Consider the following 15,885-nt stretch of genomic DNA (forward strand, 5'->3'; position numbering starts at 1 on the left):
TCATTAGACAATTTTATCATCTTTGCAGCTCTTTTAAAATAGTTAAGTGGTTATTTAAGTTTTTTGCTGATGGTCAAATATTCGATTTTCCCAAAATATTTCAGTATGGAAAATTGCCACAATCTATTTAGGATTGCTATAGTCATTTGAGGAATAGGGTTAAAATTTCAAAAGAAATTTTAGAGCAAATGCTTCAGGAAATAAACACCATAGAAGATGTACATTATAAAGCTAAAGTGTTAGCGAAAATGGCTCCTCTGTCAAGCCAAGGATCAGCACTTTTGGCGAAGGCTTCTCAGCTATCCCAAAAAATAGAGAATACTGAAGCAAAAGCGAAAACCTTAGCAAGGATAGCTACCCAATATGCTCTGCTGCGGAAATGGGAGCAAGCTTCTACAATATTGAATCAAGCAGCTAAACTGGCAAATACGATAGAAAACCCTAAGACAAGAGCAACCGTGTTGCATCAAATAGCTGTACAGTATGTAGATCCTTCAGCATTTTATTCAGAAATATCTAAATATTCAGTATATTCTCTTTATCGAATACGCGGCGTATCTCTTGATTATCGAAGAGACTCAAGAGAGGGAAAACTGAAGAGGCTAGAATCAGCTCTTAAAGTTGCCAACGCTATAGAGATAACGGAGTTTAAAGATGAAACTTTAGTTAAGCTTGGTGAAGAATACGCTGACACTTGGCAGTATGAGCAAGCTTTACAAGTTGCTGACGCTATCAACGACGGTTCTCTCCAAGGCAAAGTATTGTCAAAGCTAATCATTCAGAATGCCATAGCTGAAGTACAAATAAATAGCAATAGTGGTCGTCAGAAAATAAACTTTAAATTTGATAATGGTTTGCCTCAAAAAATCCTAAAAATAATCAATGATAACAATGCTGACAATAAAATCGAACCTTTAATTAATGTTGCTGTTACGTATAGTGAACAGGGAAAGTATGACCAAGTTATACGGGCTATTAATTTAATACAAAATGTAAATGATAAAGCAGAAACTCTAGCCGCCAGTGCAATAAGGGTAGTTAAATCCCGACATAGAATAGCAGGAAATGATTTTGGAGATGTAGCACGATATAGCCAAGCTTTTCATTTAACTGCCGATATAGCGATACCGTCGATAAGAACTAAAACCTTAGCTAAAATAGCTGAAATTTATTCAGATGGCAGTCTCAGACTTTATGATCAGGCAGTCCCAAAAAATTTAGTAATTTCACCTAGCGCAGCTCAAAAAAAGATTCAAGATGAAAAAGACAAGCTATCTACTCTTCTAGAGCTAACTCTTGAATTTGCTCAAGATTCTAACCACAAGCAAGCTTTAGCTCCGATGATAGCCACTTTGCACTTACAGTTAAAACAATATGATCAGGGACTTAAAATAATTAACAATATAGACAATCATAATAATAAGGCTAGGCTGCTTTTCAAATTAGCTAGCCATTATAAACAATTAGATCAAGACAAAAAAGCTGATAAACTTTTATCTCAAGCCACTCAAATTACTCAAGCTATTGACAATCCAGAAGAAAAAGCGCAGAGATTACTGGATATAGCGATGAAGATGGGGCAGAACCAGAATTATGAGCGTTCTGAAATAGCTTTAAAAGCGCGGATGACAGCTCAATCTATTGATAATATAGAGATACAACGTGAATTAATGTGGGATATAGACTGGTTAATTCAGGCACTCAAATTAAGCGGTCAATATATACCACCTGCTGCTGTAAGTTCTTTCAATCATGACCTACAACAATTAGTTGAACAGAACGAGATAAAAACGGCTCTAGAATTAGTGGAACAGTCAAAAGCTCGCGGACTGATAGATGTACTGACTGGGATCAACCCACTTGAATTCAGTAAAACTGAGTATTCAGCTCCAACAAGTCTATCAATCGTTGAGTCACCCACAATTGATCAAATCAAAAAAACTGCCCAAACCCATCAAGCCACACTGGTTGAATACGCTATCCTTCATGAAGATACTGGCAACCCAGAAACAAGTCGTGAGTCAGAACTCTTAATCTGGGTAATTAAACCCACAGGTGAAGTGGCATTGCGTCGTGTTAACTTGACTGGATTAGGAAAACCAAAGAATTGGCTGAATCAGTTAGCCTCCAATCCCCAATCTCTCAACCGGGGAGTCGGAGAAAAACTGACAACTATCCAGCAAAACCCTGGTATAGTTCCTCTCATCATTACTTTAGCTGGTGGTGGCATTGCTATAGCGGTTTGGTTTACCTATTCACGTCTAAAGTCAAACCGTGTACAGCAAAAACCTAAACATAACTCAAACTTAAAGGGACGAGTTATTTTTGAATATAAAGCCAAAGAGGTTTCCTGGATTGAAAAACCCCTAATTCGCTGGTTATTCGTATTATCGGTGATAGTTGGCTGTGGAGGTGTAATTTTTGGGTCACTCCAACCCAACCAAGTTTCTTTAGATAATCGGGATCAGAAAGCAGAATCCCTATTAGGGGAACTGGTTTCCGGTACTCGTGAATCAATTGGTGTCAGCCATCGTGGTTTAGGCATTGTTCCCAAAGAAGACACAGACAACTCGATAAATCACTTGCAGCAACTGCATCAATTATTAATTGAGCCAATTGCCGATCTCCTCCCCAGCAATCCCCAAGAAAAAGTTATCTTTATTCCAGATAGCGCTTTGTTTTTCGTTCCTTTCCCGGCACTCCAAGATGCCAAAGCTAACTATCTGATTGAGCAACATACCATTCTAACCGCTCCTTCAATCCAGATGCTAGATTTAAGTCGTCAGAAACGGCAGCAAATTGAACGAATCTCAAATAACGATGTTCTAATCGTCGGTAATCCAAAAATGCCCAGCCTTCCTCCCTCAAAGCAACAACTTGCTCAACCCTTATCTCCTCTACCCGGTGCAGAACAAGAAGCCAAAGCTATTGCCTCTTTATTGAATACTCAAGCGATGACAGGTGAGAGTGCGACTGAACCTATTGTACTGTCGCGTATGCTCAAGGCGCGGATTATTCATCTGGCAACTCACGGGTTACTTGATCCCATAGATGAACGACAATTTACCCCTGGTGCTATTGCGCTAACATCTCCACTCGAGTGGACACCTTCCTCTGAACCGAGAGTAGGTCCCAATTACCTTGATGGCTTTCTCTCTTCCGAAGATATCTTTGGAATACCTCTCAATGCGGAATTAGTCGTTTTGAGTGCTTGTGATACAGGTTTGGGAGAACTCACGGAAGATGGTATTCTAGGTTTATCTCGCGCTTTTATTATGGCGGGTGTCCCTAGTTTAATCGTCTCTCTGTGGTCAGTTCCCGATGCGCCAACGGCTGAGTTAATGATTGAGTTTTATCAAAATTTACAACAAAATCCCGATAAGGCTCAAGCGTTGCGTCAAGCGATGCTTACGATTAAGAAAAAATACCCAAACCCTAAAGATTGGGCAGCTTTCACGTTGATTGGTGAATCCAACTGAGCGATGTTCGCTGATATCACTGTAATTTTTAGTCAGTCAGCTAAAGCTGACTTGAGCTTTCAGCCTTGGGTTTACACCTAAGGCGGCAAGACTTCATCAAAGGTCAATCTCTCATGAATCCTGCAAAAATAAAACAACTGGCTAAACAAGGTAATCCTAAAGCCATTGCTGCTTTGCTCAATCGTTCTCTCCAACGCCAAGGTGTTACAGCCAAAGTGGGTAGAGACAAGAATAATTTACAAGTGATCCTGGAATCGGCTCAGGTTCCACCCACGAACTTAACTCAAAGAATCTGCCAAGGATTGATTAATTTAGGTGTAGAATCAATTGATCGAGTTCAGATCTATGGACGGCAAATTGGTGAAGAGATTCCCGACTGGAGTCAGGATATTGATTTAGCTAATCCAACTGAACCAACTCCCATCGAAACCGATTTATCTGCCAGTACAGCTAACGATGAACCTCAAGATTTGAGTTCATTCGTCACTTCCAAAGCCAAAATCAATACCCACAAAACATCTACCCCGGAAACACACCAGGTTACTGACAATTATCAAAACCCGCCTCAAGAACAGGAGGCGACAGAACCTCAACCAAGTCTTAAGCCTGCAAGTCGAACGAAGAGATTTCTAAATTATCTTCTAGATGTTTTGTTTTTAATACCTATGTTCTTTGTTATTGGCATAGTTGTCATTGTCGTTTTGATTATGTTTAATCCAGAAATTTTTGATTTTGAAACTAATGAGACAACTCCCTTAGAAGATTTAATCTATAACTTAATCGGCTATATGACATTCTTGCTTTACTACACAGTAACCGAATCCCTGTGGAGTAAAAGTCCGGGTAAATTTATTACAAAAACAAAAGTCGTAACCAATCAGGATGAAAAACCAACGTCAGGACAAATTTTTGGCAGAACAGTCGCTCGATATATTCCCTTTGAAGCCTTCTCATTTCTTACTTCTAGCCGCCCACGCGGTTGGCACGATAAGGTATCTGGGACTAAGGTCGTCGATGATTAAAGGTAATCATGAATTCTCTTAAGCGGCGTCAATTTTTGCAAGTTGCAGGTTCGGCTCTGGCAACTATCAGTTTACATAGCTGTCAGACAGACCCACGCCCACGCCCAACCCCTAATCGGCTGCGTGGCGCTCAACCTTTTACTCGCAAACTCGCGCTTTTGGTTGGAATCAATACCTACCCCCCAAACAGCAATATTACACCCTTAAACGGCTGTCTCACCGATGTCGAATTACAGCGTAACTTGCTCATTTATCGCTTTGGTTTCAACCCTCAAGATATCCTCACTTTAACCAACGCCCAAGCGACGCGCCAAGCCATTTTAGACAGCTTTGAAACTCACCTGATTAACCAAGCTAAACCGGGAGATATTGTGGTTTTTCATTACTCCGGACATGGTTCTCAAGTGGCTGACCCCGATGCTGATTATGCTGATGGAGTGAATAGTACTCTCGTCCCCTTTGATAGCCCGCGTCCGGCTGCTCCAAATCCTGGTATAGTCCGAGATATTATGGGACATACCCTATTTCTACTCATGGCAGCGCTCAACACCGAAAATGTTACCGTTGTCTTAGACTGCTGCTATTCTGGAGGAGCCAAGCGAGGAAATTTAATCATCCGAGCCGTTCGAGGTGGCGCTCAATTCCAAGCCAGTTCGGAAGAACAAGCCTATCAGCAGCAATGGCTATCCCGACTGAATTGGACATCAACGGTGTTTAAACAGCGCCGCAGACAGGGAGTAGCAAAAGGTGTCGTGATTACCAGTACCAATCGCCACCAACTCGCCGCCGATTATCCCTTCGACGGCTTTAGTGCTGGGGCGTTTACCTATCTGATGAGCCAGTATCTGTGGCAACATGGGGGAGATGAACCCATTGGCTCTATCTTACCCGCGATCGCACAACGTACTACCCAAATTTCGTTTACCTTACAAACTCCTGAATATGAAGTCAAACCAGGGAGTAACACCAATAAGCAACCTATCTACTTCCTAGACGAACTCACCCCGGCTGCTGAAGCCGCCATTACTCAGGTTAATGGGACTCAGGTCGAGTTATGGTTAGGAGGAGTGAATGCTCAAAGCCTCGCCGCTTTTAACCAAGATGCCATCTTTGCTGCTATTAATCCTCAGGGTCAATTCCAAGGCACTATCCAGCTTGAATCCCGCCAAGGCTTAGTCGGCTACGGTAAACTTTTGGATACCTCCTCATCACTTCCTCTTCAACCCGGAACACCCTGCGTAGAACAAGTGCGAGGTATTCCCCAGAATTTAAGTCTACGCATTGGACTTTCCCCCTCTTTAGGCAAAGATATTACTCAGGCTAAAGCTGTCCTTACCTCTCTCAACCGAATTCAAACCTTACCACTCCAAGAAACTGAGGTTGATTATATTTTAGGTCGCTTGACCGAAAAAGCCAGCCAGAATCTGCGGCTGAACCCCTCTCCTCCACTAAATTCACTGGGCTTATTTTCTCCGGGATTAAATCCTATGCCCAACTCTTTTGGTGAAGCCGGAGAAGCGGTAGTTGATGGGGTGAATCGGTTAGAAACTAAGTTTAAATCTCTTCTAGCAGTGCGGCTGCTTAAAATGCTCTTGAATGCGGATACGGCTGAGTTAAATATAACAGCTAGGTTGAGTCGGATTGATGCCAATAATCAATTCATTGCTCAAGTATTTCCCAAACGAAGTCGAACCGGATTAAACTCTACTACCCCTTCTCGTCAAAGCATCAACTCTACCCGTTTTACTCAATTACCCCTCGCCACTCCAGTTCAGCTAAACATCGTCAACAATGAGTCTCGCCCTGTCTATGTCAGTGTTTTAGTCATTGATGCTACCGGGGAAATCACCCTCTTGTTTCCCCATCAATGGGCGGTGATAGAGGATGCGGCACAAGTGAAAGCAGGTGAAACGCTGTTAATTCCCAACCCAAGTCGAGATACATTTCACCTGCAAACTCAAAAACCTCTGGGTGTAACCGAGGTTCTAATTATTGCTAGCGTTACGCCTGTACGAAATGCTTTAAAAGCGTTACAAACGATCGCCAAGCGCCGGAATTTGGACAGTGAACCTGTGGTACTTCCTGCCCCGATTGAGGTCATTGAACAATTGCTGTCTGATTTAACCCCAAGTCGTGACTATTCTGTCTCAGTGACTTCAGGAATTAGTCCTGTTGATACTAGCCAATTCGCGGCAATGTCGATCACGTTTGAAGTTATATCAACACTCAATTAACGTTGCTCAGCAGAACCCTCTGTTGGACTAGAAATTGCTTTCCAAGCCGTTAATCCACCTTTGAGAACCGATACAGACTCAAAACCGGCTTCCCGCAGTTGGGATGCGGCTTGATTGCTTTGTTGATCATTGTCACCGTAGACGTAGATCTCACGTTGCGGTTCGAGACTGGCTGTGGCACGATCAGATAACTCCTCCATCGGCATAGGAATTGCACCGTTCGTAAAAACCTATCCAAATCTGGACATAGCTAGAAATAGCTACAAGCGAGTAACGAACGTGCAGGTTAAGGCTCATCACAGCCTACGTTGGGAGGGTCATGACACCAAAAAATGAACGCCAGTTTTTTGCTCTGTCGAACTCGGTTAAAAAGTAGCGACGAAAGGTTTATAAGTCCGTGCCTAGTTCTTAACAAGCCCTTTCAACATTACCGAGGCAAACATTACTTAGCCCTTCGGCTTCGCTCAGGACTAAAACTGAGCGTAGTCGAAGTTTTAGCAATAAGGTTGACAGAAGATGTCAAATTACGTTTTTCTTATTGATGCTCAAAAAACACCGATGAATCCGATTCATCCAGCACAAGCCAGAAAATTATTAGAGCTTGGCAAGGCGGCTGTTTTCCGCAGATATCCTTTTACTCTAATCCTGAAACGAACTATTGATAATCCAGTAGTTTACCCGCTTACTCTCAAAATAGACCCAGGTTCAAAAGTTACGGGATTGGCTCTTGTGACCGACCATGATCAGGTTATTTGGGGGATGGAATTAGAACATCGTGGACAACAAATAAAACTAGCTCTTGACTCTCGTCGGGCTGTCAGGAGAGGTCGCAGGAGCCGCAATACACGCTATCGTCAACCACGTTTTCTCAATCGGAAGCGCCCTCAAGGATGGTTAGCACCAAGCTTAATGCATCGGGTTCTGACGACTGAAACTTGGGTCAAACGCCTGTGTAAATTTGCTCCTGTTGGTGAGATTAGACAGGAATTAGTGAAATTTGATACACAAGCGCAAGGGCAACCTGAAATTAGCGGATGCGAATACCAGCAAGGTACTTTATTTGGCTACGAAGTCCGTGAGTATTTATTGGCAAAATGGGAAAGAAAATGCGCGTATTGTGGAGTTGAAAACGTCCCTTTTCAGGTTGAGCATATTCAGCCTAGAGCTAAAGGTGGCACTAACCGCATCTCTAATCTGTGCCTAGCTTGTGAGAAGTGCAACATCAAGAAAGGGACAAAATCAATTGAGCAATACCTTTCCAAAAAGCCAGACTTGCTTAAGCGGATACTAGCTCAAGCCAAGCGACCTTTAAAGGATGCCGCCGCCGTTAATGCGACCCGATGGGCTTTACTTAATCGGCTCAAAGAAACAGGCTTGCCAGTCCTCACAGGTACAGGCGGACAGACCAAGTACAACAGAACTCGATTGGGATTGCCCAAGACTCACTGGCTAGATGCTGCTTGCGTGGGTGTCACACAAACCCTGCAAATCCTGACTGAACACATACTCAATGTTAAAGCGACAGGTTTTGGTGGACGACAGCGCTGCCAAACGAATAAATACGGCTACCCAGTTAAACACCGTCCCCTTCGCCCTATTTTTGGCTTTTGCACAGGCGATATTGTTCGAGCCACAGTCCCGAAAGGTAAATACCAAGGGACGTTCACAGCCAGAGTTTGTCCAATGTCAGACGGTAGAGGCGAGTTTATGATTAACAAAAAACGGTTTTCAGTAAAGCTTGATTACTGTAAAGCCGTCCATCGCAAGGATGGTTATAGCTATGCCTAATAGCTGGACAAAAACGGCAACTATGTCCAAATGTGGGTAGAAATTATCGAGCAGTTTTTACCCCCTGATCCGAGCCTGGTTAAAAGCCGCGCGATCGCGAATATCCAGATTGGCTTAAGTTGACACGGATATCCGCTTGCTCTAATCAACAACTGTGTCCACTCAATTGACTCGGGTCGCCCTTTACTTCAGTCGGGGCGGGTTTAGTCGCATCTGGGTGAAACCCGCCCCTACACAAACACCAAATTGTGCCACTGGAGAAATCTTGATTACTATTAAGTCTGGGAAGTTAAACAAGGTAATGCCATGACAATAACCATCTCCCCAGATCAAATCGACCGGATTGTGAGTAATCGACACCATGATCCCTTTGAAATTCTTGGGTCTCATCCCATTGAACGGGAGGGTAAAACAAGCTGGGTTGTGCGGGCTTACCTGCCGAAAGCCGACGCCGCTTGGGTGATTCGCCCCACCGAACGGGAAGAATACCCGATGCAGGCTGTCAGTCATCCTCATTTATTTGAATGTGAGATTGATATACCCGAGTTAGCCAACTACCAACTGCGGATTAAAGAAGGCGAGCATGAACGGGTAGTCTATGACCCCTACGCCTTTCGCTCGCCGCGTTTGACAGATTTTGATATTCACCTATTTGCCGAAGGAAATCATCATCGCATTTACGAAAAATTAGGCGCTCACCCCACGGAATTTAACGGCGTCCAAGGGGTTCACTTTGCAGTCTGGGCACCGAACGCCCGCAATGTCTCCGTTATCGGTGATTTCAATAACTGGGATGGACGCGAACATCAGATGCGCCAACTGGGGAACGGGATTTGGCAACTGTTTATCCCGGAAATTGGCGTCGGAGAACACTATAAGTACGAAGTGAAAAACCACGTCGGACATATCTATCACAAGTCCGACCCCTACGGCTTTGAACAGGAAATTAGACCCCAAACCGCGTCAATTGTCAATAGCCTAGACTACACTTGGCACGACGAAGACTGGCTAGAACGCCGTCGCCATACTGACCCCCAAGAACAACCCATTTCTGTGTATGAGGTTCACTTGGGTTCATGGTTGCATGAGAGTGCCGAGACTCCGCCTGAATTCCCGGATGGGGAAACTCGCCCTGTGGTGAAAGTTTCCCAGAAACCGGAGGGACGCTTCCTCACCTATCGGGAATTAGCCGAACGCCTGATTCCTTATGTCAAAGAACTGGGATTCACCCACGTCGAACTTCTCCCCGTGGCCGAACACCCCTATGATGGGTCTTGGGGGTATCAGGTTGCCGGATACTACACCTGCACCTCTCGCTATGGCACGCCTCAAGATTTAATGTACTTCATCGACCAATGTCACCAAAATGATATTGGCGTGATTGTGGATTGGGTTCCCGGTCATTTTCCCAAAGATACTCACGGGTTAGCCTTCTTTGATGGTACGCATCTTTACGAACATGCTGATCCTCGCAAAGGGGAACATAAGGAATGGGGAACCTTAGTCTTCAACTATGCCCGGAATGAAGTTCGCAACTTTCTGATAGCCAACGCCCTATTTTGGTTTGACCGATATCATATTGACGGGATTCGCGTGGATGCGGTGGCATCCATGTTATACCTGGACTACGATCGCAAAGATGGGGAATGGGTACCGAATCAGTACGGTGGTAACGAAAACCTAGAAGCCGCCGACTTTTTGCGCTATCTGAATTATCAGATATTCGGCTATTATCCCGGCATCCTCTCCATTGCTGAAGAATCCACCGCTTGGCCCCTCGTCTCTCGTCCCACTTACCTGGGCGGCTTAGGCTTCAGCTTCAAGTGGAACATGGGCTGGATGCACGATATGCTGGACTATTTTGCTAAAGATCCCCTATATCGTCCCTACCACCAAAATAGCGTCACCTTCAGCATCATGTACGCCTTCAGCGAAAACTTCATGCTGGCGCTATCCCATGATGAAGTCGTCCACGGGAAAGGCAACCTTCTGAATAAAATGCCAGGAGATGACTGGCAGAAATTTGCCAATCTCCGCTGCTTATACGCCTACATGTACACCCATCCCGGTAAGAAAACCCTATTTATGGGCATGGAATTTGGGCAACGGAATGAGTGGAATGCTTGGGCAGACTTAGATTGGGGCGCGTTGCAACATGCACCCCACCAACAACTGAAGCGGTTTATGGCGGATTTGAATCACCTTTACCAAAGTGAACCCGCCCTCTATAGCCAAGACTTTTCTCATGAAGGGTTTGAGTGGATTGACTGTAACGATGCTGACAATAGTGTCGTCTCGTTTATTCGCAAAGCAAAAGACTCGGATGACTTTATTGTCACTGTCTGTAACTTTACCCCTCAACCTCATCCCGACTATTGGATAGGTGTCCCCGAACCCGGTTTCTATGCGGAAGTATTGAACAGCGATGCTGGAGATTACGGCGGTAGCAATATGGGAAATATGGGGGGTCGCTGGACAGGGGAATGGTCTCATCCTCGCTGGTCTTATTATATTGATTTGTGCTTGCCACCCTTGGGCGTTTTGGTTCTGAAATTAGATCGGAATAAGTAGTTGGAGAGAGTCATTAGTCATTAGTCATTTGTCCTTTGTAAGGGTTTAAGTGGACAGTGGGCGCACAGCTACGCGCCCCTACCCCAAAACCCTCTGCGCCCCTCTGCGCGAACCTCTGCGTCCCTCTGCGTTGAAAAATTCTGCCACCGCTTACGGGACAAAAACGAATCTTTTGTTGATTAATTACCAGAGAAACATGACAAAAACCGCAACCAAAAGAACACCCATCACCTTAATCACCGACGAAACCCAAAAACTCCTCGATTGGGCAGATAGCGTTCAACAATCCGACGACACAATCTTCAACAAAGCCAAAACATTAGCCACCCGCCTCGGTGCCCATCACCGTGCCGATGGACTCACCGAAATAGGCTTCTGGGCACCCGAACTCGCCGCAGATATGTTCCAACCGAAGAACATTTATCTGGAAGTTCTCACCCCCCTGAACGACATTGACCCCACCTTACCCAACCAAAAGATCAAAGTTCATCGGGAACACCTACAACTGGAAAAACAAGGCGAATATTTCTGGGGCGTCGTTTCCGGAATGCGTCCGGGAACCAAAGACCAAATAGGTTCCTTCTATTGGCTAAAATACCTAGATTTTCAGAATGAAATCCAAACCATTGGCGATGTTTTAGCCTATTCCTTACCTTATGGCGTCTACGCCCCCGCCGAACTCTATGACCTAAATCAGTTACAAGAAAAACGCAGCGACTTGGAGTATTTCGGTCAAGGAGACGCCGATGAATCCGGGATTATTCGCGTTCATCCACCGCGTAATATTTTACAGATTCATATCACCACCGCCGCTAAAGAAGGGACACTGGCAGGATTAACCCGCATCTATCAACGGATTGCAGAAAAAATCAACGCCAATGATGCTTTAACCCCAGCCGAACAATGTTACATCGGCTATGACGCGGTGCAACTTCTCCCCATTGAACCCACAGTAGAATATCGGATGGAACATGATTTGGGGCAAGGGTTTTTTATCTTCAATGAAGATGACCTAGACGAAATCGACCCGGAAACCGAACAGGTGGATTACGAAACAGAGGACATTAAAATCACCCTGAAAAAACCGGATATCCAAAACTGGGGTTATGATATCGTTATTTTTGGATCGTCAGCCACCAATCCCTCTGTCCTGGAAACCCTGCGCCCGGATGAATTAGTGGAGTTTATTAGTACCCTGCATACTTTCCCCACGGGTCCAATCCAAGTCATCTTTGATATTGTGTATGGTCATGCAGATAACCAAGCGTTAGACGTTCTGAATGGGCGCTTCCTGAAAGGACCGAATATGTACGGTCAAGATGTGAACCATCAAAGTCCCGTTGTCCGGGCTATCTTATTAGAAATGCAGCGGCGGAAAAATAATTTTGGCGTTGATGGGATTCGCGTGGATGGTGCCCAAGATTTCAAGTTTTTCAACCCACTATCCGGGCGGGTAGAATATGATGACGCCTACCTGAACGATATGGGCGCAGTAGTGCAAGATATTGGGTCACACCAGCGGCGACTCTTTGCTATTTTTGAGGATGGACGCCCGTGGCCCGCCCAAGGGTGGGAAGAGATTTCCACCTATCGAGATATTGTTGAATTTATGCCCGATGCGTTTCAGTGGGGTCCCTTAATCTTTGCTCATAATACCCCCGGTTTGCAGAAGTTTTGGGATAAGAAATGGCGTCGGGTTTGTGAGGTGATGCAGGTTGGCGAAAACTGGATTACTGGGTGTGGAAACCATGATACCTTACGCCGAGGAACCCAAGTCGAACCCGGATTACCAATTAATTGGAATTTGGGGAAAAGTTTACCGGAAGTGTTGAATACGGCGTATAATAATCCTGCCGTAACGCTATGGGTGTATGGGTTTAGTCCGGGTTTACCGATGGACTTTATTAACTGCACAATGGAAGCCGCCTGGGGATTTTTCCGCAATACTGATGATCGCTATGGGGTGAAAGTGGCGGCGGAAGAAGCAGGATTTTTAGATTGGCAGGTGGAAAAGTATGTGTATAATGACCAAGACAATATTTTTCCCCGGCTAAAGCAAATGGGGTTCCGCAAAATTGATGAATTACGTCAGTTTATGCGCGGACTCTATGACGCCATTGAAGAAACGAATTACGATTTAGAAGAAGTGGCAAGTTTATGTCAGCGTTATTTGGGGGCGGAGTCAGAAAAAGAGGAAGTTAAACAGGAAGCAACGCAGCGGAAATCAGCCGCACAATTACAGAAGCTGAATGTACCGGAAAAATCCCAGGTGTTGACGGAGTTGGATGTCGGGAAGCTGAAGGTATTTGCTAGGGCGTTTATGGAAGATATGCACCAAGCTTGTAATGTGTGGAATTATGAGGAGTATTTGGTGCCAGAATTAGCGGCGTTTAATTTAACCTTGCGTCGTTTCCGTCATGATCATCCTTGGTTGCACTATAATTTATCGGGATTGGATCGGTTTAATCGAATTAGTGAGGATAACTATACCCTTTTCTATGGCTTGCGGAGTCAACCGACAGAGGAGGGGGCGAGTGAAACGCCGTATCAGATGGCGATGGTGTCTCACATGGGCGGTGATCCAATTACGGTGACGCTGGGAGACTGGCTACAACTGGATTTGGACGAATGGCAGATTGCGATCGCGTCTCCGGGATTGGAGGTGAGTGATCTGCGATCGTTTGAGTTGCGAGACACCCAGGCGCTGCTATTAGAACGAGTGAGTTAAGGGAAATGTTTGTAGTAGGCACTTTAGTTCCTCAAGCGCTAAAGCGCTTACTACAAACTGATCGCGTCTCCGGGATTGGAGGTGAGTGATCTGCGATCGTTTGAGTTACACGATACTCAGGCGCTGCTGTTAGAACGAGTCAGACATTAGATGAGATTAGGGCACGATAGTATCGTGTCCCTACCGAATCAATATAATCTGCCTATAGTAACCGGATTCAGGGAGATAAGGCAGAGAATCTAGAATCCGCGATCGCATCATGATCGAGTATAAGTTTTCCTGTAGGGGCGACCCGCTTGCCCAAATGAACAACGGCGTCCACTCACTTTGATCGGGTCGCCCTTTACTCAACCCTTTGTGTTAGAAAGTGTTGCTTGAGAGTTAGATGTTTTCCTGATATAGGGTTGATGGAATAATGTATTACTCAGGGTTTTAACTACGCATCGCTCGCTTGGTGGAATGGCAGGCTGATTAAGGCTGGTGGGCAATGCCCACCCTACGGTATATCAGGGGTTTCGGCGATTCCAAAATGTAAATTTTCAGTGCCATCGCTTTTAGGTGCGATCGCGTGCTAAATCGGAAACAATCAACCAATCACCAATCTATGAATTCAGTGTGGCAACAGGTTACTCTATCGAACTTACGTTTCTATCAGTGGCGCGGCGCTAGCTATTTATATCGCGTCGTGGGATTGCTGCAAGCTTGGCGGCGGGGGAGTTGGCTGCTTCAGTGGGCGGAACCCTTGGGCGCGTTGCTTGTGGCGATTGTGTTTGCGGTTGCGCCCTTTGTCTCTACTGCCCTCATCGGGGTGTTGTTAATTGCTTGTGCGGGGTTTTGGCTACTGCTGACTGTATCGGATGAGAGAGAACGCCCTCAGGTGACACCGATTCATCTGTTGGTTTTACTGTATTGGTCAATTGCCACCGTTGCCACAGCCATGTCCCCGGTGAAAGTGGCAGCCCGTCAGGGGTTGGTGAAACTGACGCTATACTTATTACTCTTTGCGTTAATGGCACGGGTACTCAGGTCAACCCGTCTGCGTTCGTGGGTAATCGGCGTTTTCCTGCATATTTCGTTAATTGTTAGCGTTTACGGGATACGACAGTGGTTTTTTGGCGCAGAAGCGTTGGCAACCTGGACGGATACTAATTCGGCGGCGGCGGATTTGACGCGGGTTTATAGCTATTTGGGGAATCCGAATCTATTAGCGGGTTATTTGATTCCGGCTGTGGCGTTGAGTTTAGCGGCGGTGTTTGCTTGGACGAGATGGCTTCCAAAGGCGTTAGCTTTAACCATGTTTGTAGTGAATTCCGCTTGTCTGGTTCTTACGTTTAGTCGCGGCGGCTGGATTGGTTTTGTCGCCTGTCTGTTTGTCTTCTCCGTTCTGGTCGTGTATTGGTATAGTATCCAATTACCGGAAAAATGGCGTCCTTGGGCAATGCCTGCGATGCTGGGGAGTTGTGCGGCGGTAATTATTCTGGCGGTGCTATTTGTTGAACCGGTACGAGTGCGAGTGGCAAGTATTTTTGTCGGGCGGGAGGATAGTAGTAATAACTTCCGGATGAATGTATGGGCGGCGGTGATTGATATGATTCGCGATCGCCCGATTATTGGTATTGGTCCGGGAAACAATGCGTTTAATCAGATCTATCCCTTGTACCAACGTCCCAAATATACCGCGTTGAGTGCCTATTCTATTTTTTTGGAAGTGGCGGTAGAAACGGGTTTTATTGGCTTGTTTTGCTTTCTCTGGCTACTCGTGGTTACGGTGAATCGTGGGATACAACAGATTAACCGACTCCGCGCCCTGGGGAATCCTCAAGGCTTTTGGTTAATTGCCGCGATCGCTACTATGGCGGGAATGTTGTCTCATGGGTTAGTGGATACAGTTTGGTATCGTCCTCAGGTGAGTACAGTATGGTGGTTGATGGTGGCGATTATTGCCAGTTATTATCTGCCGCCTCAAGCGGATACCTCAACGGCTGTGCAGGATAGCTAGTACCCACATTCCGCACTTCACAATGTAATACGTGATCAAGTTATCGGTTTTCCCCGATCATGAT

The 15,885-nt window shown here is 45.4% G+C and carries 8 protein-coding genes and 1 pseudogene; 8 read left to right on the forward strand and 1 reads right to left on the reverse strand.

The genetic code is table 11. The features are described from left to right. The 4 genes and pseudogenes from RH949_RS28215 to RH949_RS28230 form a co-directional block, all read left to right on the forward strand. A pseudogene (locus RH949_RS28215) lies at positions 1 to 131 on the forward strand (IS630 family transposase); the annotation flags it as partial. Between the two features lie 57 nt (positions 132 to 188). Further along, positions 189 to 3,479 (forward strand): CHAT domain-containing protein, encoded by a 3,291-nt coding sequence (locus RH949_RS28220; RefSeq protein WP_446357833.1) that lies wholly within the window; start codon positions 189 to 191, stop codon positions 3,477 to 3,479. 113 nt (positions 3,480 to 3,592) lie between these two features. After that, positions 3,593 to 4,501: an RDD family protein gene (locus RH949_RS28225; RefSeq protein ID WP_446357835.1), complete on the forward strand. Its 909-nt coding sequence runs from the start codon at positions 3,593 to 3,595 to the stop codon at positions 4,499 to 4,501. Positions 4,502 to 4,509: 8 nt separating this feature from the next. Next, complete coding sequence (locus RH949_RS28230; RefSeq protein ID WP_446357837.1) at positions 4,510 to 6,735, forward strand: caspase family protein; 2,226 nt, start codon at positions 4,510 to 4,512, stop codon at positions 6,733 to 6,735. Here the strand turns inward: RH949_RS28230 and RH949_RS28235 are convergent. After that, positions 6,732 to 6,935 (reverse strand): rhodanese-like domain-containing protein, encoded by a 204-nt coding sequence (locus RH949_RS28235; protein WP_446357839.1) that lies wholly within the window; start codon positions 6,933 to 6,935, stop codon positions 6,732 to 6,734. The genes RH949_RS28230 and RH949_RS28235 overlap by 4 nt on opposite strands. Positions 6,936 to 7,251: 316 nt before the next feature. Here RH949_RS28235 and iscB point away from each other — a divergent pair, with 316 nt between their 5' ends. The 4 genes from iscB (at position 7,252) to RH949_RS28255 (ending at position 15,821) form a co-directional block, all read left to right on the forward strand. Next, a complete protein-coding gene (gene iscB, locus RH949_RS28240; RefSeq protein ID WP_446357841.1) occupies positions 7,252 to 8,523 on the forward strand; it encodes an RNA-guided endonuclease IscB in 1,272 nt (423 codons plus the stop codon). Positions 8,524 to 8,829: 306 nt separating this feature from the next. After that, the gene (gene glgB / locus RH949_RS28245; protein ID WP_446357843.1) at positions 8,830 to 11,094 is read left to right on the forward strand and encodes a 1,4-alpha-glucan branching protein GlgB; all 2,265 of its coding nucleotides are present in this window, start codon (positions 8,830 to 8,832) and stop codon (positions 11,092 to 11,094) included. Between the two features lie 196 nt (positions 11,095 to 11,290). Next, positions 11,291 to 13,822 carry a glucosylglycerol hydrolase gene (gene gghA, locus RH949_RS28250; protein WP_446357845.1) on the forward strand — a complete coding sequence of 844 codons (2,532 nt, stop codon included), beginning with the start codon at positions 11,291 to 11,293 and terminating at the stop codon, positions 13,820 to 13,822. Between the two features lie 604 nt (positions 13,823 to 14,426). Beyond that, entirely contained in the window at positions 14,427 to 15,821 is a 1,395-nt protein-coding gene (locus tag RH949_RS28255; protein WP_446357847.1) for an IctB family putative bicarbonate transporter, read from the forward strand. Positions 15,822 to 15,885 lie beyond the last annotated feature (64 nt).

It is taken from the genome of Coleofasciculus sp. A1-SPW-01, from assembly GCF_040217205.1.
Taxonomy (GTDB): Bacteria; Cyanobacteriota; Cyanobacteriia; order Cyanobacteriales; family Coleofasciculaceae; genus Coleofasciculus; species Coleofasciculus chthonoplastes_A.